Genomic DNA, 17,891 nt, shown 5'->3' on the forward strand with positions numbered 1-17,891 from the left:
CCACCGCCCGCTGGTCAGCGGGCGGGGCCGCTGACACCCAGCCAATCCGAAATACCCGCCCAGTTCACTGCAATCGGGTTTTGCAATGATCTCCTGAAGGGGAGGGGTGGAACCATCTCGGGCCAGTAGAATCTCGGCGCTATCTTCACGAAACGCCGGGTGCGCATCCTCCCACTCCATTCCGCCTGAGTGCAATGGAAGGCCACGCCTCGCCGACCCCACGCAATCAATCCTGGCCCCCGTCACCCCACACCACTAAGCTCTCCTCACAATCGCGAGGATACCGGCGCCCATGCCGGACTCGTGACCGGAGTGGAGGATGCCCGCATGACCGATATCCCCCCGACTGAATCGCTGCGCGACCGCGCGGTGCGTATCTATGACGCCTTCACCCATGAGCATCACGACCGCCGCACCCTCCTGCGCCAGATGACCGCGCTGGCCGGATCGGTCGCCGCCGCCGAGGCGCTGATCCTGGGTATCTCCGCCAGTCCCGCCGCTGCCGCACAGACCGACCCCCGTGATATCCGGCTGCGTATCGACCGTCGCGAGGGGATGGAGGCGGGTGCGCGCTCGGCCGCCTATCTCGCCAGTCCCAAGGGCGTGAAGAAGCGGCTCGGCACGGTGCTGGTCATCCATGAGAATCGCGGCCTTACCCCGCATATCGAGGATGTCGCGCGGCGCATCGCGTTAGCCGGGTTCCATGCGATCGCGCCCGATCTGTTAGCCCCGCAGGGCGGCACACCGGCGGATGAGGATCGCGCGCGAACGCTGATCGGCACGCTCGACTATGATCTGGCGCTGGCCCAGGCGCGGGCGATGATGGGACATGCCGCCACCGACAAGACGGGCACCGGCCGCGTCGGCGCGGTCGGCTTTTGCTGGGGCGGGGCGTTCGTCAACCGGCTGGCGGTGGCGGCAGGCCCGGCGCTGTCGGCGGGCGTGGCCTATTACGGCCCTGCACCTAGCCCCGGCGAAGCGGCGAAGGTCCAGTCGCCGCTGATGCTGCATTATGCGGGCAAGGATGCGCGCGTGAATGCGACTGGCGAGCCCTGGGTCGCGGCATTGAAGGCGGCGGGGCGGCCGGTCGAGGCCTTTACCTATCCGGGCGTCGACCATGCCTTCAACAACGACAGCTCCGCCGAGCGCTATAATGCGGCGGCGGCGGCCCAGGCCTGGTCGCGGACCATCGCCTTTCTGCACCGCCATCTCGACCGCGCCTGACTTTGCCCCTCACATCGCCTTGGAGAGCCTGATGACCGCCGACCTGACGTTGTACACCAATCCCCAGTCGCGGGGCCGCATCGCCCGCTGGATGCTCGAGGAGACGGGGGCGACCTATGACACGGTCGTGCTGGATTACGAGACGACGATGATCGCACCTGACTATCGCGCGATCAATCCGATGATGAAGGTGCCCGCCATCGTCCATCGCGGCCAGGTGGTGACGGAGACGGCGGCGATCTGCGCCTATCTGGCGGAAGCCTTTCCCGATGCCGAACTGTCGCCCTTGCCGCCGGAGCAGGCACGTTATTATCGCTGGCTGTTCTTCGCGGCGGGGCCGCTGGAGGCCGCGATCACCAATCGCGCGATGGGCGTGGAGCCGACCGCCGAGCAACAGCGTATGGCGGGCTATGGCGATTTCGACCGGGCCGTGGGCGTCGTCGGCGCGGCGGTGGCCGAGCATCCCTATATCACCGGCGAGCGCTTCACGGCGGCGGATGTCTATCTGGGGTCGCAGTTGATGTGGTTCACCCAGTTCGGGCTGATCCCCAAGACCGATGCGATCATGGCCTATATCGGTCGCTTGCAGGATCGTCCCGCGCATCGGCGTGCCACCGCGCTGGACGAAGGCAAAAGCTCGGAAGACGCCTGACGATCAGACCGAAGAGGCGGCTCCCGCCTGCTGATGGGCGTTGCGCAGCATTTCGAGCCCGGCGGCGATGTGGTTGCCCGCCAGCGGCTGGTTCAACGCATCGGCGCCGTCCATCGCGGCCTTTGCGAAGGCGATGACCTGCTCGAAAGTAACGCCATGCTCACTCATCTTCGGTTCCATTTCCACCGCAACGCCTCTGTTCCAACGTCCTAGCGACTCGACGTGAACATATCCTAAACCGCAATAACATTTAGCGCGATATGCAAATAAGGATGGTCTGCCTCTGGACTGCCCCCCGGTGGGACACCGGGGGGCAACCGAGCCTTCAGCGCATCAGCACCAGTTCCTCCGACATGGTCGGATGCAGCGCCACGGTGGCGTCGAACTGCGCCTTGGTCAGGCCGGCCTTCACCGCGATGGCGGCGGCTTGGAGGATTTCGGGCACGTCGGGACCGATCATGTGCAGCCCGACCACGCGGCCGGTGTCGCCGTCGCACACCATCTTGTAGAGCGCGCGTTCCTCACGGCCTGCCAGCACATTCTTCATCGGGCGGAAGTCGGAGGTGTAGACCCGCACCGATCCCAGCGTCTGCTTCGCCTGTGCCTCGGTCATGCCGACGCCCGCCATCGGCGGATGGCTGAACACGGCGGCCGGGATGCAGTCATAGTCGACGCGGGTCGGCTTATTGCCGAACACCGTATCGGCAAAGGCCTGTCCCTCGCGGATGGCGACGGGGGTCAGCTGGACTCGGTTGGTCACGTCGCCCACCGCATAGATGCTGGGACAGGTCGAGCGATTGTCCTCGTCCACCTTGATCGCGCCATGATCGTCGAGCTCGACGCCCGCCGTCTCCAGCCCCAGGCCATGGGTATTGGGCAGGCGGCCGGTCGCGAACATCACCAGGTCGACGATCATCGGCTCGTGGTTGGACATGGATACCTTCAGGCAGCCATCGTCCATCTTCTCGATCCCTTCGAACGTCGCGTCGAAGCGGAACTCGATGCCCTTCATCATGGAAATCTGGAGCAACCGGTCACGGATCGTCAGGTCATAGCCGCGCAGGATATCCTTGCTGCGGTTGATCAGCGTGACGTGGGCGCCGAACTGGTGGAACACGCCCGCAAATTCATTGGCGATATAGCCCGCACCCGCGATCAGCACGCGTTTGGGGATCGCGTCGAGATGGAACGCCTCGTTGGAGGTGATGCCATGCTCATGGCCGGGGCAGGAGGGGACGGCCGGATGCGCGCCGACCGCGATCAGGATACGCTCGGCGGTCTTCTCGGTCCCGTCGGCCAGGCGGACGCTGTTCGGGCCGGTGACGACGGCACGCTGGTCGATGATCTCGACATTGTGGCTTTCCAGCGTCTTCTTGTACGCACCGTTCAGTCGGTCGACCTCCGACAGGACATTGTCGCGCAGCGTTTCCCACGAAAACTCGCAGTCGCTCGGCACCTGCCAGCCGAAGCGGCGGGCGTCCTTCAGATCCTCGGCGAAATGCGCGCCGTAGACGAGCAGCTTCTTCGGGACACAGCCGCGAATGACGCAGGTGCCGCCGACGCGATATTCCTCGGCCACCGCCACGCGCGCACCATGCGCCGCCGCGACCCGCGAGGCGCGCGTGCCGCCCGAACCCGCCCCGATGACGAACAGGTCATAGTCATAGTCAGCCATGGGATCGGTTTCTCCGGGAAGTCAGAAAGCGCGGGTGTGCAGCCCGCCTAAAAGCACAACGGGGGACGCCGAGCCAAGTTCAGCGTCCCCCTGACAGTGATCGGAAACTTCAATTCCTCCCCAAGCACAGCTTGGGGAGGGGGACCGCGCCCGCGGGGCGTGGTGGAGGGGCTGGAACGCTCGCTGGCGGTGACACCCCTCCGTCATCGCTACGCGATGCCACCTCCCCTTGTAGGGGAGGATCGTTACTCCCCAAACGCCCGCTTGATCAGATCCTCGGTCGAGGGATCGAAATCCTGCCCGCCCTGGTCGGCGGCCTTGGCCATTTCCTTGCCCAGCTCGACGCCGAACTGGTCGAAGCTGTTGATGCCCAGCAGCACGCCGTTCACGAACACGCGATGCTCGTAAAAGGCGATCAGCGCGCCCAGCGTGCGCGGGTCGAGCGTGTCGAGCAGGATGGTCGAGGACGGACGATCGCCCGAATAGCTGCGCGCGGGATCGTCGACCGTCTTGCCCTTCATCAGCGCCGCACCCTGCGCAAAGGCGTTGAGCAGCAGCTGGCGGTGATGATCGTCGCTCAGCACATCGCCCGGCTCGATGACCGCGATGAACTCGACGGGGACGAGGTGCGTGCCCTGGTGGAGCAGCTGGAACACCGCATGCTGCGCATCGGTGCCGACCCCGCCCCAGGTGATCGCGGCGGTCGGCCGTCCGACGGGCTGGCCGTCGACGGTCACGCCCTTGCCGTTCGACTCCATCTCCAGCTGCTGGAGATAGGAGGGGAGCAGGCGCAGGCGCTCGTCATAGGCGAAGGGCGCGCGCGTCTCGGCATGGCGGACCTGGGTGTAATAGAGGTCGGCAAAGGCGGCGAGCGCGGGGGCGTTCTGCGCCAGGTCGGTCAGGCGGAAATGGCGGTCCATCTCGGCCGCGCCTTCCAGCAGTTCCTCGAACGCGTCCCAGCCCAAGCCCAGCGCCGCCGGGAAGCCGATCGTCGACCAGAGCGAGTAACGGCCGCCGACCGATTCGGCGAACGGCAGGATGCGCGTCTCGTCGACGCCCCATTCAACCGCCTTTTCGGGATTGGCGGTCAGCGCGATGACCTTGCCATAAGGGTCCTCGACGCCGCTCTCGGTCATCCACTGAAGCGCCGAGGTGGCGTTCAGCATCGTCTCGGTGGTGGTGAAGGTCTTGGATGCAACGACCAGCAGCGTGGCGGCGGGGTCGAAGCGCTTGAACACTTCCTCCAGCGCGACGCCGTCGACGTTCGACACGATCGCCACGTCATAACGGTCGCTGTCGCGGCCCAGCGCGTCGACCAGCAGGTCGGGGCCCAGCGCCGAGCCGCCGATGCCGATGTGCAGGACATGGCGGATCGGCCCGAGCGCTTCCGCCTCGATCGCGTCGATCAGCGCGCGCATCCGGGCGTGCGACTGGCGCGCCACGGCAACGCTCTCGGGATTGCCCTCGCCACGCTCGGCGGTGTGCTCGACCGCGCGGCCTTCGGTGACGTTGACGACCTCGCCCCCGAACAGCGCGTCACGCTTGGCGGCCAGCCCGCTCGCCTTGGCGAGGTCGGCGAAGGCGGCGACGGCCTCGCGGGTCAGATGGGTCTTGGACCAGTCGAAATGGATACCCGCCACATCCAGGCTGAGCGAGGCCAGCCGGTTGGGATCATTCGCGAAAAGATCGAGAAGCGGGGTCTGCGGGAGCGATTCGATCGTCGACCAGTCGGCAGCCATGATGCCTGTTCCTTCCTTGCGCATGCCCCGGGGGGCTTCCCTTACGGCGTTAGCCAAAGCGGGTGCGCAAAGCCAAGCCTTAGATTGGTATTGTGTGGCGGGCCGCTCAACTATGGCACGGAGAGGGCGGTTGGGCGGCGACGATCCATTGCCCATAGAGGCGCAGGCCGCACGCCTTCGCCAGGGTGACGGACGCGATATTGTCGATCTGGCAGCGATATTGCGGTTCGAGGCCCTGACTTCGTACAAAGTCGAGCATCGCCAGAACGACGGCGCGGGCGGCGCCTTTGCCTCGCGCATCGGGCAGGGTCAGGACACCCAGATCGGTAAACGGGCTGTTCTCCCACAGCATTGCACTGGCCGCGCTGATCAGCCGATCGCCATCGAAGCAGCCGAAGACGGCCCAATGATCCCATTCGACAAACGCATCCTCGTGGTCAGCCTCGGGCGCTTCATGATGAAAGATGTCGAAGGCGCTGCGGTCGTCCGGCGTCAGCTTGCGTACCGACCGCGCGGGCGTGGGGATGGGCCCGTCCTCGGGCAGGTAGAACAGATGGTCGGGATCGTGGAAGGTGATGCCGGACCGGATCAGCGCTGTTTTCTGGTCCTCGATCGACAATGACGTTGACGCGAGTTGTCCAAGACACGCTGCGAGTTCGGGGCGGACCGTCATCCGCGAGGGGGCACCGTCCCTTGTCAGGATCATGGCGGGCCGCTTGTGCGACAGGGAAGGATTGACCGTACAGCTTTCCGGACCCAGCGCATCGCCTGCGAACTGCGCCTGCCAATATTCCGGAATACGTGGCGAAAAGTCCGTCATCCTGTCAGCTTCCGCGCAAGCGTGGGTCGGCCCTACCGATGCTTTACCGCCACCGGATCGCGGACCACGCCGACATCGGTGAAGCGCTTCGGTTCGGCGGGATGCGCCGCCGGTTCGGCGAGTTCGCGCTGCCAATAGCCGACATCGATCCAGCGGCCATGCTTGTGGCCGACCTCGCGGAAGACGCCTGCGCGGCGGAAGCCGACGGCTTCGTGCAGCTTGATCGAGCCGTCATTGGGCAGCGCGATCACGCCCATCGCCTGGGTGAAGCCTTGCGCGGTCAGCGTGTCGACCAGCGCCTCGTACAACAGCCGCCCGATGCCCGAACGCTGCGACACGTCGGCGACATAGATGGTCGTCTCCACCACCCAGCGATAGGCCTCGCGCTCGCGGAAGCGCGCGGCATAGGCATAGCCGATCACGGCGTCTTCGCGGCCCTCTTCATCGGCCAGCGTCGCGACGATCCAGGGATAGAGGCCGTCCGCCCCCTCCATCCGCGCACGCATCGTGTCCGCGTCGGGGGCCTGGGTCTCGAAGGAGACGACGCCCGCCAGCACATGCGGCGCATAGATGGCGGCGATGGCTGCTGCGTCATCGGGGCGGGCGGCGCGGATGGCGATCATGGGGGTAGCGTCTCCTGAAACGATGGGCCTGCGTAGCGCGGGGATGTGCGGTTCGGAAGGGGCCAACGTTGTGCGCCCCTTCGCGACACAATCCCCCTTCCGTTCGCACTGAGCTAAGTCGAAGTGCACGTCCCGTGCTATCCTCCCCGGGGAATCCCTTGGCCTTCGACTTCGCTCAGGCTGAACGGAGGGGGGATCCGCTCAGAGCCCCAAGCGCGCGATCAGCAGGTCGAGCAGCCGCTCGTCGCTGGCCGAGCCCACCGGGCCCAGCGCACCGCATTCCAGGCACTTCGCCTGCACTGACCCGCCCCGCGCCAGCCGCGCGACATCGCCCAGCGCGCGGGCCGCGACGGCGCGGCGTTCGGCCGCCGCGATGGCGAAGACGTCGCCGCCCTGCTGGCCGTCATCGTCGCTGTCGAACCCTTCGGCCAGCACTGCCGCAAAGCCCGGCTTCTTCTCCAGATATTCCGGATAGACCTTGGCCGGGTCCAGCTTGGCGCGGCGCGCGGCCTCGGCAATGGCGTCGGACAGGGTGCCGAAGCCGTCGACCAGCCCGATCTGGCGCGCGGTGCCACCGTCCCACACACGACCCTGCGCGATGGTGTCGACCTTTTCCGGCGTCATGTGGCGCGCCTCAGCGACGCGGGTCAGGAACTGGCGATAGCCATTCTCGATTCCCGCCTGCAGGATGGAGTCGAGCATCGGCGTCGTGCCGCCCAGCACGTCGGGCTGGCCGGTCAGCGGCGTGGTCTTCACCCCGTCGGTGGTCACGCCGATCTTGGCCAGCGTATTCTCGAAGGTCGGGATGATGCCGAAAATGCCGATCGACCCGGTGATCGTGCCCGGCTCGGCGAAGATCAGGTCGGCCGGGGTCGAGACCCAGTAACCGCCCGACGCCGCCAGGCCGCCCATCGAGACGATGACGGGCAGCTTCTGCCGCTTGGCCTCCAGGATCGCTTGGCGAATCTGCTCGGAGGCCAGCACCGAGCCGCCCGGCGAATCGACGCGCACGACCAGCGCCTTCAGGTTCTTCTTGGCCAGGCCGTCGAGCAGCGCCTTGGACACCGTCTCGCCCGCGGCGGTGCCGGGACCGGCCTCGCCATCGACGATATTGCCCGCGATGGTCAGCACGCCGATCGCATCGCCCTTGGTCGGCAACGGATTGGCGCGCACCCAGGAGGCGTAGGAGATGGTACGGAACGACCCGGCAGGCTTGTTCGCCTCCGCTCCGGCGATCTGGGCGACGCGCTTGCCGAAGGCCAGCTTGTCGCCCAGCTTGTCGACCAGCCCCGCCTTCAGATTGGCGTCGGCGATGCTGCCGTTGGACGCCAGCACGGCGCGGTCGGGCTGGGTCAGGAAGGCGTCGATCTGCGCCTTGGGCCGCGCCTTGGCCACGGCCTCGCGCCACTGGGCGAACAGCGTGCCGTACAGCGCCTGCGACGCGGCGCGCGCATCGGGGCTCTGGTCGCTGCGGATATAGGGCTCGACGAAGGATTTGAACTTGCCGACGCGGTAGACATGGGTGGTGACGCCCAGCTTGTCGATCAGGCCCTTGTAATAGAGCTGGTTGCCGCCCGGCCCGGTGAACAGCGTGCCGCCCAGTGGATTGACCCAGACCTCGCTGGCGTTTGCGGCCAGGCGATAGGCGCCGTCGGTATAGGCGGTGGCATAGGCGAGCACCGGCTTGCCGCCCTTGCGGAAGCGCTGGATCGCGTCGCCGACCTCCTGAAGGGTCGCCGGATAGGCCCCGCCGAACGCGTCCAGATCGAGGACCAGCACCTTGACCCGGCCATCGTCCTTGGCGGTATCGATCGCGCGGACCAGATCGCGCAGGCGATATTCGTGCGGCACGCTGCGCCCCGACAGCATCGCAAGCGGGGCGACCGTTTCGGGCTGTTCGACGATCGGGCCGTCCAGCTTCAGCAGCAGCGCGCCGTCGGTGATCGCCTTGGTCCCCGGCCGGGCGTTGAGCGCGGCGAAGATCAGGCCGAAGAACAACAGCATCGCGGCCAGCACCAGGAAATCCTTGATGCCGACCAGCAGCCGCCAGGCGCCGCGTACCAGCCGCCAGCCGCTGCGCCGTCCGGGCTTGCGCCCCGGTCGGCTGAAATCCTGATCGAGCGGGGAGGCGGGGGGAATTGCGTCGGCGCGGGCGTCGGTCATCCCCTATCGCTACTCCAGCGGGGGATGCTCGGCAATGGTCCGTATTACCGGGCCAATACGCAGCAGGGCCGCCGGAATTTGTTCCCGCGCCTGCCACGGTCCGTCGAAATTTTTTGGCGATGGGCGTTGACGGCCTGAATGCCCGTTCACATATCCGATCGCGTTGGCACTCGCATGGCTCGAGTGCCAGAAAAGTGTAACACGCCAGATTAAAGGGACATGGCAATGAACTTTCGTCCGTTGCACGACCGCGTTCTCGTCCGTCGCGTCGAGGCCGAGGAAAAGACGGCTGGCGGGATCATCATCCCGGATACCGCCAAGGAAAAGCCCCAGGAGGGCGAGGTCGTCGCTGCCGGCACCGGTGCCAAGGCCGAAGACGGCAAGGTCACGCCGCTCGACGTGAAGGCGGGTGACCGCATTCTGTTCGGCAAGTGGTCGGGCACCGAGGTCAAGGTGAACGGTGAAGACCTGCTCATCATGAAGGAATCGGATATCCTCGGCATCATCGGCTGAGCGACCGGTTTTCCTCCCGTTTTTTCTGACATTCTATTGAAAGGGTAGCCACCATGGCAGCCAAGGAAGTCAAGTTTTCGCGCGACGCGCGTGAGCGCATTCTGAAGGGCGTCGACATCCTCGCCGATGCCGTCAAGGTCACGCTGGGGCCGAAGGGCCGCAACGTCGTGATCGACAAGTCGTTCGGTGCCCCGCGCATCACCAAGGACGGCGTTTCGGTCGCCAAGGAAATCGAACTGAAGGACAAGTTCGAGAACATGGGCGCCCAGATGGTGCGCGAAGTGGCGTCGAAGACCAACGACATCGCCGGTGACGGCACCACCACCGCGACCGTCCTGGCCCAGGCGATCGTCCGCGAGGGCATGAAGTCGGTTGCGGCCGGCATGAACCCGATGGACCTGAAGCGCGGCATCGACATCGCCGTCGCCAAGGTGACCGAGGACATCAAGTCGCGTTCGAAGCCCGTGTCGGGTTCGTCGGAAGTGGCGCAGGTCGGCATCATCTCGGCCAATGGCGACCGTGAAGTCGGCGAGAAGATCGCTGAAGCCATGGAGAAGGTCGGCAAGGAAGGCGTGATCACCGTCGAGGAAGCGAAGGGTCTCGATTTCGAACTCGACGTCGTCGAGGGCATGCAGTTCGACCGCGGCTATCTCTCGCCCTACTTCATCACCAACCCGGAAAAGATGACGGTCGAACTGAACGACCCGTACATCCTGATCCACGAGAAGAAGCTGTCGAACCTGCAGGCGATGCTCCCGATCCTGGAAGCCGTCGTCCAGTCGGGCCGTCCGCTCCTGATCATCGCCGAGGACATCGAGGGCGAGGCTCTGGCCACGCTCGTCGTCAACAAGCTGCGCGGCGGCCTGAAGGTCGCAGCGGTCAAGGCACCGGGCTTCGGCGATCGTCGCAAGGCGATGCTGGAAGACATCGCCATCCTGACCGCGGGCGAGCTGATCTCGGAAGACCTGGGCATCAAGCTCGAGACCGTCACCGTCGGCATGCTGGGCACCGCCAAGCGCGTCACGATCGACAAGGACAACACCACCATCGTCGATGGTGCGGGTGAAGCCGACGCGATCAAGGGCCGCACCGAGGCGATCCGTGCGCAGATCGAGAACACCACCAGCGATTACGACCGCGAGAAGCTCCAGGAGCGTCTGGCCAAGCTCGCTGGCGGCGTGGCCGTGATCAAGGTCGGCGGTGCGACTGAGGTCGAGGTCAAGGAGCGCAAGGACCGCGTCGACGACGCGCTGCACGCGACCCGCGCGGCCGTCGAAGAGGGCATCGTCCCCGGCGGTGGTACGGCGCTGCTGTACGCGACCAAGGCGCTGGACGGCGTCAAGGGCGTCAACGACGACCAGACCCGTGGTATCGACATCGTTCGCAAGTCGCTGACCGCGCTGGTTCGCCAGATCGCTCAGAACGCCGGTCATGACGGTGCGGTCGTGTCGGGCAAGCTGCTCGACCAGGACGACACCTCGTTCGGCTTCAACGCGTCGACCGATACCTATGAAAACCTGGTTGCCGCCGGCGTGATCGACCCGACCAAGGTCGTCCGTACCGCGCTCCAGAACGCGGCGTCGGTCGCGGGCCTGCTGATCACCACGGAAGCCACCGTGGCCGAGCTGCCCGAAGACAAGCCCGCCATGCCCGCCGGTGGCGGCATGGGCGGCATGGGTGGCATGGACTTCTAAGTCGGATCGGGGACCGGCGGGGCTTGCCCGCCGGGAACCGGACCGGCCTTGTCCTTGCGGCACAGCCAAAGAAGAAGGGCCCGGGGAGCGATCCCCGGGCCTTTTTCTATGCGCCCTGCATGCCACCCCCTTTCAGCCTGAGCGAAGTCGAAGGCCATGGGACTCGCTCGGGGTTGCAGGCGGGGCATGCACTTCGACTTCGCTCAGTGCGAACGGATGAGGGGAGGGAGGTCCCGTACCCCGGCGAAGGCCGGGGTCCAGTTGCGGTACGCTCCAGGTGGTGGCGGACATGGTGGGGAAAGCACATCGGGCATATCGTAATGACCTCCCCGCATTGCCGCGCGCGCCATCGGCCACACCGCAACTGGGCCCCGGCCTTCGCCGGGGAACGGCAGGGGCATAGAAAAAGGCGGCCGGACCTTCGCCCGACCGCCTTTCCCGTAACCCGAAAACCCGAGCCGCTTAAGCGCCCGCGTTCTTCAGCGCCGCCTGCACGTCCGACCAGCTGACCGCGCCCTTCAGCGGCTTGCCGTTCAGGATAAAGGTCGGGGTGCCCGTCACGGTCCCGTCGGCGCCGCGATCCTGGGTCTGCTTGGTCAGGCGGTCGATCTGCGTCATGTCGCTCAGGCACTGGCGCGCCTTGGCTTCGGGGATGCCGCGCTGCTTGACGAAGTTGACCAGATCCATCTGGTCGGCCAGCGCCTTGATGACGTCGACCGGCTTGGCGGTCTGCAACTGCTGCTGCATCGCCGGGCTCATCGCCTGGAGCTTGTCGTTGAAGCCCTGCTGCGACTGGTACATCTGTTCCAGCACCGGGAAGAAGGTCGCCTCGCCCGCGCAGATGCCGAGCAGCGCCGGGGGAAGATCGGGCGCGCCGTGGATCAGGAACTCGCGGAATTCCCAGCTGACCTTGCCCGACTTGACGTAATTATTCGTCAGCGGCTCATAGCCCTCCCGCGCGAACGCGCCGCAGGCCGGGCACAGGCGCGAGCCATATTCGACCAGCTTGATGGGCGCATTGGGGTTGCCCATCACATAACCCTCGGCGGTCTTGCTGACGACCTGGGTCCAGTCCTGGCCCGCAGGCGCAGCAACCGCGGGCAGCGGCGACGCGGCAGGGGCGCTGCCGTTGGCGTCGCCATTGCCGCCACCGCAGGCAGCCAGCGCCAGCGGAAGGGCGAGGAGGAGGAGGCGAGACTTCATCGACATATGCTCCGAAGGAAAAGAAGGATTTAGCGGGCGCCGCCTGCGCGCAACAGCGGCAGCAGCTTGTCCCAGGAAAACACGCCCATGGCCTGTTTGCCGTTGATGAAGAAGCCCGGCGTGCCCTCGATCGAGTCGGGGGCGGCGGTGGTCATCGCGACGATCCGGTCGGTGGCGGCGCGGTCCGACAGGCAGGCGGTGATCTGCGCATCGCTCAGCCCGGCGCTCTTGCCGATCGCGGTCAGCCCCGATCCGTCCGCTTCCGCCCGCATCTGCGCGGCGGCGGGATAGGCGGCGATCCGCTGGCCATTGGCCTGGTCGAACTCCATGCCGCGCTTCAACCAGTCGCGCTGCTGCGCAAAGATCGCGTCGCTCAACCCGGCGAACTTGGCCGCCCCGCCGCAGCGCGCGATGAGGGCAGCGGCCAAGTCCAGCCGGTCGCGGATGAAATGGCGGATCTCGATGCTGGTCGAGCCCGACCGGACCATCTGTCCTTTCAGCACCGGCGCCGATTCGGTGGTGAAGACGGCGCAATGCGGACAGGTATAGCTGACATATTCGACCAGCTTCACCCGCGCCGCCGGATTGCCGATCACATAGGCCCCGGCGGTCGTCTGGGTGACATGGCTCACCCAGTTCACACCCTTGCGCTGGGCCTGGGCGGCCTGGGCCGAACCGGCGGAGACAGCGAGGCCGAGCGCGGCCAGCGACAGGAAAAGACGCATCACGACACCTTGGGAAGGCCGCGCGTCGCAGCGACGCCCGCGGCAAGCGATTCGAGCACGGCACGAAGCTCCGGATCGGCGATCTGGCGCAGGCCGTCGCCCATTTCCGGCGGCACCGGCTGCGGCTTGGGTGGCGCGGCGCGGCGGGGGGCGGCCATGGGCAGTTCGCCCTGGCGGATCTGGAGCCGGGCGACCGCCGGATAGCCGAAGAAGCGGTTCACCCGCTCGATGATCTCGGGCGCGATATGCTGCATCATCGGTGCGTGGGCGCCGCGCACGACCAGCGTCAGCACGCCGTTCTGCTTCTCGCCCTGCGGAAAGCGAATCGATTCGGGCGCGCTGGCGGTAGACAGGCGCGGGCCGACGATATCGGGCCAGCGACTGACGATCGCGCTCTGGACGAAACCGAAGCGGCGAAAGGCCGCGCCGCCGATGGCGGGCAGCAGTTCGGATACCGCGCGGGGGCGGTTGGAACGGGGGGGCGGCTCCTGGGGGGCGCGGACGCGCTTGCTCATATCCGTCCCCATGCCATAGCGGGCGGGTGGACGCCAAGCATTCATCATCGCCCGACAACCCCGCCGCCCGGCTGCTCGCCTGGTATGACCGGCACGCCCGTGAACTGCCTTGGCGCAGCCGTCCGGGGGAGGTGCCCGACCCCTATCGCGTCTGGTTGTCCGAGGTGATGCTGCAACAGACGACGGTGGCGGCGGTCACGCCCCGCTTCACCGCCTGGGTGGCACGCTGGCCCGATGTCGCCAGCCTGGCGGCGGCGTCGGACGAGGACATCATGGCCGCCTGGGCGGGGCTAGGCTATTATGCCCGTGCCCGCAATCTGGTGAAGGCCGCGCGGGCGGTGGTCGCCGAGCATGGCGGGCGCTTTCCCCAGACCGAGGCGGGCTTGCACGCGCTGCCGGGGCTGGGGGCCTATACGGCGGCGGCGGTGGCGGCGATCGCGTTCGGCGAGCGGGCGGTGGTCGTCGACGCGAATGTCGAGCGGGTCGTCGCCCGGCTGTTCGCCATCACGATCCCGCTGCCCGCCGCGCGGCCCGCGATTCGCGAGGCCACCGACCGGATTACGCCCGACGCACGCGCGGGCGATTTTGCGCAGGCGATGATGGATCTGGGTTCTTCCGTCTGCACGGTGAAGAAGCCGCAATGCCTGCTCTGCCCGATCGCGGTGGATTGTCGGGTCAGGGCGGAAGGGATTGCCGAGACGCTGCCCGCTAAGGCGCCGAAGAAAGCGCGGCCCTATCGTCACGGTACCGTCTTCTGGATCGAGCATGAGGGCCGCGTCTGGCTGGTCCGCCGCCCGGACAAGGGGATGCTGGGCGGTATGCGCGCGCTGCCGACCGGGCCCTGGGTCGATGAGCGGCCGGGGCTGGCCGATGCGCCGGGGCAGGGGCCGTGGACGATGCTGAACGAGACGGTCGTGCATGGCTTCACCCATTTCGAACTCGAACTGGCGCTGGCCCGCACCGATGGCGAGCCGGACGATTCGAGCGGGGGCGAATGGTGGCCGATCGCCGATCTGGGAACCGCAGGGCTGCCCACCTTGTTCGCGCGGGCAGCCGATCTGTTGAAAAGGGTCTGATATCAATGATTCGTCGAGTGATGATGACAAGCGGGGCGATGCTGGCCTTGCTGGGTGCCGCCGCCCCCGCGCAGGTGGCGCAGACCCCGAGGGCGCAAGCCACGAACGCGCTGCCCACTACCCAGGCGCTGTTCGACACCTATGTCCGGTCGGGCAAGATGCCCGGCATCGTGGCTGCGATCGGGCTGCCGGGACGACCGCCGATGTTCGTGGCCGCAGGCTGGACCGCGGTCGAGCCGAACGCGCCCGCCGCCACTCCGGATACGCTGTGGCGGGTCTATTCGATGACCAAGCCGATCACCGCCATGGCCGCGATGATCCTGGTCGAGGAGGGCAGGCTGAAGCTCGACCAGCCGCTGTCCGATATATATCCGGCCTATAAGAATATGCGGGTGCTGACCAATCCGCAGGCCTCGCTCGACAGTCGTCCGGCGACCAACCCGATCACCATCCGCGAACTGATGACCCACACGGCGGGGCTGGGGTACAGCTTCACCGCCAAGGGGCCGCTGCTCCGCGAATATGAGCGGTTGGGTCTGGTGCCCTTCGCCGCCAATGCGCAGGTCGAGGCCAAGGTCCGTCCGACCCGCCCCGCGACCCTCCAGCAATTTGCCGAACGTGCCGCCACCGCGCCGCTGATCGCCGAGCCGGGTACGCGCTGGAGCTATTCGATGGGCCTCGACGTGCTGGCGGCGGTGGTCGAAAAGGTGTCGGGTATGCCGTTCGAGCGGTTCGTCCAGACCCGTCTCTTCACGCCCTTGAAGATGAACAGCAGCTATTGGCAGGTGCCCGCTTCGGCGGCAAACCGGCTGGTCACCAACTATACCTTCCTGGGTGACCGGATGGTGCCGGTGGACCCGGCGGCGACCTCGGTCTTTCGCTTGGCCCCCAGCTTTCCCTATGGCGGCGCGGGGCTGGTCATGTCGGCGCGCGACTATGACCGCTTCCTCCAGATGCTTCAGAATGAGGGCCAGGTCGACGGCGTCCGGGTGATGAAGCCCGAAACGGTTCGACTCGCCATGTCCAACCTGCTGCCCGCCGGTGTCACCTATGGTTCGGTGACGGGCGCGAGCGGCGGCAGCGGGGGCGAGGTGCCGACGGGTTATGGCGCGGGCGGATCGGTGACGCTGGCCGATACGCCGGGCGGGCCGGGTAAGGGTACCTATGGCTGGGGCGGGGCGGCGGGTACGATCGCCTATGTCGATCCGACCCGGCATGTGCGGGGCACGGTGATGGTCAATTACTTCCCCGCCGACCGCTATCCGTTACGCAGCGATCTGGCGACGGCGCTTTACAAGGATCTGGGGCGGATGGCGAAGTGACGACCCTGGGATTTACCGGCGGGCGGCTGGATCGTGCCGACCCGCTGCGCCATGATCCGGCGGGTTTCGCGGCGGCGCTGGCCGATCCGGCGGCGCGGCTGCTGGTGCTGGACGACTATCAGCCGGTGATGGACGGCGGACGGCTGGGCTGGACCGCCATCGATGTGGATGCAACCCCCGAGGACCATGTGCTGCTCGGCATCGAGGACGGTGTGCCGCATTTCGCCCGGTTGACCGGCGAACCGGCGGTCGGCCGGTCGTTCGAGATGATCGCGGCGCTCCATGCGCTGGAGGCGGGCGAGGCTGCGACCTATGCGGCGGCGCGCTCGGTGCTCGACTGGCATGCGCGGCACGGCTTTTGCGCGAAATGCGGGGCGGCGACCGCGCCGTTCCGCGCTGGCTGGGGGCGGCATTGCCCCGTATGCGGGACCGAGCATTTCCCGCGCGTCGACCCGGTCGTCATCATGATCGCCGAGCATGACGGTCGTGCACTGCTGGGCCGCCAGCCCGCCTTTCCGCCGGGGCGCTATTCGGCGTTGGCGGGGTTTCTGGAACCGGGCGAATCGATCGAGGAAGCGGTGGCGCGCGAGCTGTTCGAGGAAGCGGGCGTGCGGGTTCGACACGTCCGCTATATCGCCAGCCAGCCCTGGCCGTTCCCGTCGTCGCTGATGATCGCCTGCGTCGCGGAGGCGGTGGATGACCGGCTGACCATCGACACGACCGAGCTGGAGGACGCGATCTGGGTTTCGCGTGACGAGGTGCGCGCGGCGCTGGCCGGGGACGGATCGCGTTTCGGCGTGCCGCCGTCTTACGCGATCGCGCATACGCTGCTGGAGGCGTGGGCAAAGTAAATCCTCCCCGGTACGGGGAGGGGGACCAGCGAAGCTGGTGGAGGGGGCGTGCCTCAGGGGACGCCCTTTGTGGAAGCCCCCCTCCGTCAGGCCTGCGGCCTGCCACCTCCCCGTGCCGGGGAGGATATCAGCCCCTCTCCCGCGCCTGGGCGTAGGTCCCCAGCATCCGCACCCATTTGCTGTGGAACCCCAATTCCTCGATCGCGCGGTCGAACGCGGCTTCGCCCGGCCGCCCGACCACGTCGCAATAGAATTCCGTCGCGGCAAAGCTGCCGCCGCGCTGATAGCTTTCCAGCTTGGTCATGTTGACGCCGTTGGTCGCGAAACCGCCCATCGCCTTGTACAAAGCAGCGGGAATATTCTTCACCTCGAAGATCAGGCTGGTCATCCACGGCCCATCCCCGACCGGCGGCTGGCCGCCACGGGCCAGCACGACGAAGCGGGTCATGTTGCTGTCGGCGTCCGAAATATCCTCGGCCAGCAGGTTCAGGCCATAGAGTTCGGCGGCGCGGGGCGGGGCGAGGGCGGCCACGCGCGGGTCGTTCATCTCCGCCACCCGCGCCGCCGCACCCGCCGTATCGGCATAGGCGATCGGGCGGATACCGTGCGCGCGCAGCCAGTGGCGGCACTGGCCCAGCGCCTGCGGATGGCTCATCGCCTCGACCAGCCCGTCGCGCCCGCCCGTCGCCATCAGCGCGTGGCGGATCGACAGGAAATGCTCACCCACGATGACCAACCCGGATTCAGGCAGCAGGAAATGGATGTCGGCCACCCGCCCGTGCAGCGAATTCTCGATGGGAATGATCGCGCGGTCGGCCTTGCCGCTCTTCACCGCGTCCAGCGCGTCGGCGAAATCGAAACAGGGGAGCGGCAGGCCGTCCGGAAACACCTCGGTCGCGGCGACATGGCTGTTGGCGCCCGGCGCGCCCTGAAAGGCGACGGCACGGGCCGGCTCGGCCAGGGCGGCGGCGGTCATGCCCGCGACGATGGGGCGGGCGGGGGCGGCGTAATTCTCCATGGCGCAGCGGCGTAGAGCGGGCACGCGGCACGATCAAGGCAGGCGACAAGGGAAGCAGAACTTGCCGTTCGCGAAAGC

Annotated in this window: 18 protein-coding genes; 7 read left to right on the forward strand and 11 right to left on the reverse strand. The window is 67.0% G+C overall.

Features of this window, described 5'->3' with window-relative positions; all coding sequences use genetic code 11:
- Positions 1–180 (reverse strand): hypothetical protein (locus tag GGQ89_RS19855; protein ID WP_221238941.1); only part of this gene is annotated, 180 nt, incomplete at its 3' end.
- A 147-nt stretch (positions 181–327) separates the two neighbouring features.
- Between GGQ89_RS19855 and GGQ89_RS11895 the strand changes: the two genes are divergently transcribed.
- Both GGQ89_RS11895 and GGQ89_RS11900 read left to right on the forward strand, forming a co-directional pair.
- Positions 328–1,224: a dienelactone hydrolase family protein gene (locus tag GGQ89_RS11895; protein WP_184105947.1), complete on the forward strand. Its 897-nt coding sequence runs from the start codon at positions 328–330 to the stop codon at positions 1,222–1,224.
- A gap of 31 nt (positions 1,225–1,255) precedes the next feature.
- Entirely contained in the window at positions 1,256–1,876 is a 621-nt protein-coding gene (locus GGQ89_RS11900; RefSeq protein WP_184105948.1) for a glutathione S-transferase family protein, read from the forward strand.
- Between the two features lie 3 nt (positions 1,877–1,879).
- Here GGQ89_RS11900 and GGQ89_RS11905 read toward each other — a convergent pair whose 3' ends face one another.
- The 6 genes from GGQ89_RS11905 to sppA all read right to left on the reverse strand — a co-directional run bounded on the left by GGQ89_RS11905 (position 1,880) and on the right by sppA (position 8,896).
- Positions 1,880–2,044 (reverse strand): hypothetical protein, encoded by a 165-nt coding sequence (locus GGQ89_RS11905; protein WP_156361023.1) that lies wholly within the window; start codon positions 2,042–2,044, stop codon positions 1,880–1,882.
- Positions 2,045–2,201: 157 nt separating this feature from the next.
- Positions 2,202–3,551: a glutathione-disulfide reductase gene (gene gor, locus GGQ89_RS11910; protein ID WP_184105949.1), complete on the reverse strand. Its 1,350-nt coding sequence runs from the start codon at positions 3,549–3,551 to the stop codon at positions 2,202–2,204.
- A 245-nt stretch (positions 3,552–3,796) separates the two neighbouring features.
- A complete protein-coding gene (gene pgi / locus GGQ89_RS11915) occupies positions 3,797–5,290 on the reverse strand; it encodes a glucose-6-phosphate isomerase (protein ID WP_056431875.1) in 1,494 nt (497 codons plus the stop codon).
- A 106-nt stretch (positions 5,291–5,396) separates the two neighbouring features.
- The gene (locus GGQ89_RS11920; RefSeq protein ID WP_184105950.1) at positions 5,397–6,110 is read right to left on the reverse strand and encodes a GNAT family N-acetyltransferase; all 714 of its coding nucleotides are present in this window, start codon (positions 6,108–6,110) and stop codon (positions 5,397–5,399) included.
- Between the two features lie 32 nt (positions 6,111–6,142).
- Complete coding sequence (locus GGQ89_RS11925) at positions 6,143–6,733, reverse strand: GNAT family N-acetyltransferase (protein WP_184105951.1); 591 nt, start codon at positions 6,731–6,733, stop codon at positions 6,143–6,145.
- A gap of 201 nt (positions 6,734–6,934) precedes the next feature.
- On the reverse strand, positions 6,935–8,896 hold the full coding sequence (sppA, locus tag GGQ89_RS11930; protein WP_184105952.1) for a signal peptide peptidase SppA: 1,962 nt from the start codon (positions 8,894–8,896) through the stop codon (positions 6,935–6,937).
- Between the two features lie 225 nt (positions 8,897–9,121).
- Between sppA and groES the strand changes: the two genes are divergently transcribed.
- Positions 9,122–9,409, forward strand: coding sequence for a co-chaperone GroES (groES, locus tag GGQ89_RS11935; RefSeq protein WP_007405746.1), 288 nt, complete (start codon positions 9,122–9,124; stop codon positions 9,407–9,409).
- A gap of 53 nt (positions 9,410–9,462) precedes the next feature.
- Positions 9,463–11,103: a chaperonin GroEL gene (gene groL / locus GGQ89_RS11940; RefSeq protein WP_056431576.1), complete on the forward strand. Its 1,641-nt coding sequence runs from the start codon at positions 9,463–9,465 to the stop codon at positions 11,101–11,103.
- 462 nt (positions 11,104–11,565) lie between these two features.
- Here the strand turns inward: groL and GGQ89_RS11945 are convergent, their stop codons facing one another.
- From GGQ89_RS11945 to GGQ89_RS11955, 3 genes are read right to left on the reverse strand one after another with little or no spacing between them, the layout of a single operon-like run.
- Complete coding sequence (locus tag GGQ89_RS11945; protein ID WP_184105953.1) at positions 11,566–12,306, reverse strand: DsbA family protein; 741 nt, start codon at positions 12,304–12,306, stop codon at positions 11,566–11,568.
- A 29-nt stretch (positions 12,307–12,335) separates the two neighbouring features.
- Positions 12,336–13,031, reverse strand: coding sequence for a thioredoxin domain-containing protein (locus GGQ89_RS11950; RefSeq protein ID WP_184105954.1), 696 nt, complete (start codon positions 13,029–13,031; stop codon positions 12,336–12,338).
- A complete protein-coding gene (locus GGQ89_RS11955) occupies positions 13,031–13,546 on the reverse strand; it encodes a DUF721 domain-containing protein (RefSeq protein WP_156361024.1) in 516 nt (171 codons plus the stop codon). The genes GGQ89_RS11950 and GGQ89_RS11955 overlap by 1 nt, the downstream gene beginning before the upstream one ends.
- Positions 13,547–13,572: 26 nt before the next feature.
- Between GGQ89_RS11955 and GGQ89_RS11960 the strand changes: the two genes are divergently transcribed.
- The 3 genes from GGQ89_RS11960 to nudC are packed head-to-tail and all read left to right on the forward strand — an operon-like array spanning position 13,573 to position 16,795.
- Positions 13,573–14,622: an NUDIX domain-containing protein gene (locus GGQ89_RS11960; RefSeq protein ID WP_184105955.1), complete on the forward strand. Its 1,050-nt coding sequence runs from the start codon at positions 13,573–13,575 to the stop codon at positions 14,620–14,622.
- A gap of 23 nt (positions 14,623–14,645) precedes the next feature.
- Positions 14,646–15,944: a serine hydrolase domain-containing protein gene (locus tag GGQ89_RS11965; protein ID WP_380773160.1), complete on the forward strand. Its 1,299-nt coding sequence runs from the start codon at positions 14,646–14,648 to the stop codon at positions 15,942–15,944.
- On the forward strand, positions 15,941–16,795 hold the full coding sequence (gene nudC / locus GGQ89_RS11970) for an NAD(+) diphosphatase (RefSeq protein WP_184105956.1): 855 nt from the start codon (positions 15,941–15,943) through the stop codon (positions 16,793–16,795). The genes GGQ89_RS11965 and nudC overlap by 4 nt, the downstream gene beginning before the upstream one ends.
- Positions 16,796–16,922: 127 nt before the next feature.
- Here nudC and GGQ89_RS11975 read toward each other — a convergent pair whose 3' ends face one another.
- Positions 16,923–17,813: a prephenate dehydratase gene (locus GGQ89_RS11975; RefSeq protein WP_056431585.1), complete on the reverse strand. Its 891-nt coding sequence runs from the start codon at positions 17,811–17,813 to the stop codon at positions 16,923–16,925.
- Positions 17,814–17,891: the final 78 nt, after the last annotated feature.

The sequence above is a fragment of the Sphingomonas yabuuchiae genome, from assembly GCF_014199595.1.
Lineage (GTDB): Bacteria > Pseudomonadota > Alphaproteobacteria > Sphingomonadales > Sphingomonadaceae > Sphingomonas > Sphingomonas yabuuchiae.

Coding starts and splice junctions, on each gene's coding strand:
- GGQ89_RS11900 (WP_184105948.1), top strand. CDS start 1,256: ATGACCGCCGACCTGACGTTGTACACCAATCCCCAGTCGCGGGGCCGC.
- GGQ89_RS11965 (WP_380773160.1), top strand. CDS start 14,646: ATGACAAGCGGGGCGATGCTGGCCTTGCTGGGTGCCGCCGCCCCCGCG.
- GGQ89_RS11945 (WP_184105953.1), bottom strand. CDS start 12,306: ATGAAGTCTCGCCTCCTCCTCCTCGCCCTTCCGCTGGCGCTGGCTGCC.
- GGQ89_RS11950 (WP_184105954.1), bottom strand. CDS start 13,031: ATGCGTCTTTTCCTGTCGCTGGCCGCGCTCGGCCTCGCTGTCTCCGCC.
- groES (WP_007405746.1), top strand. CDS start 9,122: ATGAACTTTCGTCCGTTGCACGACCGCGTTCTCGTCCGTCGCGTCGAG.
- GGQ89_RS11955 (WP_156361024.1), bottom strand. CDS start 13,546: ATGAGCAAGCGCGTCCGCGCCCCCCAGGAGCCGCCCCCCCGTTCCAAC.
- pgi (WP_056431875.1), bottom strand. CDS start 5,290: ATGGCTGCCGACTGGTCGACGATCGAATCGCTCCCGCAGACCCCGCTT.
- GGQ89_RS11905 (WP_156361023.1), bottom strand. CDS start 2,044: ATGAGTGAGCATGGCGTTACTTTCGAGCAGGTCATCGCCTTCGCAAAG.
- GGQ89_RS11975 (WP_056431585.1), bottom strand. CDS start 17,813: ATGGAGAATTACGCCGCCCCCGCCCGCCCCATCGTCGCGGGCATGACC.
- gor (WP_184105949.1), bottom strand. CDS start 3,551: ATGGCTGACTATGACTATGACCTGTTCGTCATCGGGGCGGGTTCGGGC.
- GGQ89_RS11895 (WP_184105947.1), top strand. CDS start 328: ATGACCGATATCCCCCCGACTGAATCGCTGCGCGACCGCGCGGTGCGT.
- groL (WP_056431576.1), top strand. CDS start 9,463: ATGGCAGCCAAGGAAGTCAAGTTTTCGCGCGACGCGCGTGAGCGCATT.
- GGQ89_RS11925 (WP_184105951.1), bottom strand. CDS start 6,733: ATGATCGCCATCCGCGCCGCCCGCCCCGATGACGCAGCAGCCATCGCC.
- sppA (WP_184105952.1), bottom strand. CDS start 8,896: ATGACCGACGCCCGCGCCGACGCAATTCCCCCCGCCTCCCCGCTCGAT.
- GGQ89_RS11920 (WP_184105950.1), bottom strand. CDS start 6,110: ATGACGGACTTTTCGCCACGTATTCCGGAATATTGGCAGGCGCAGTTC.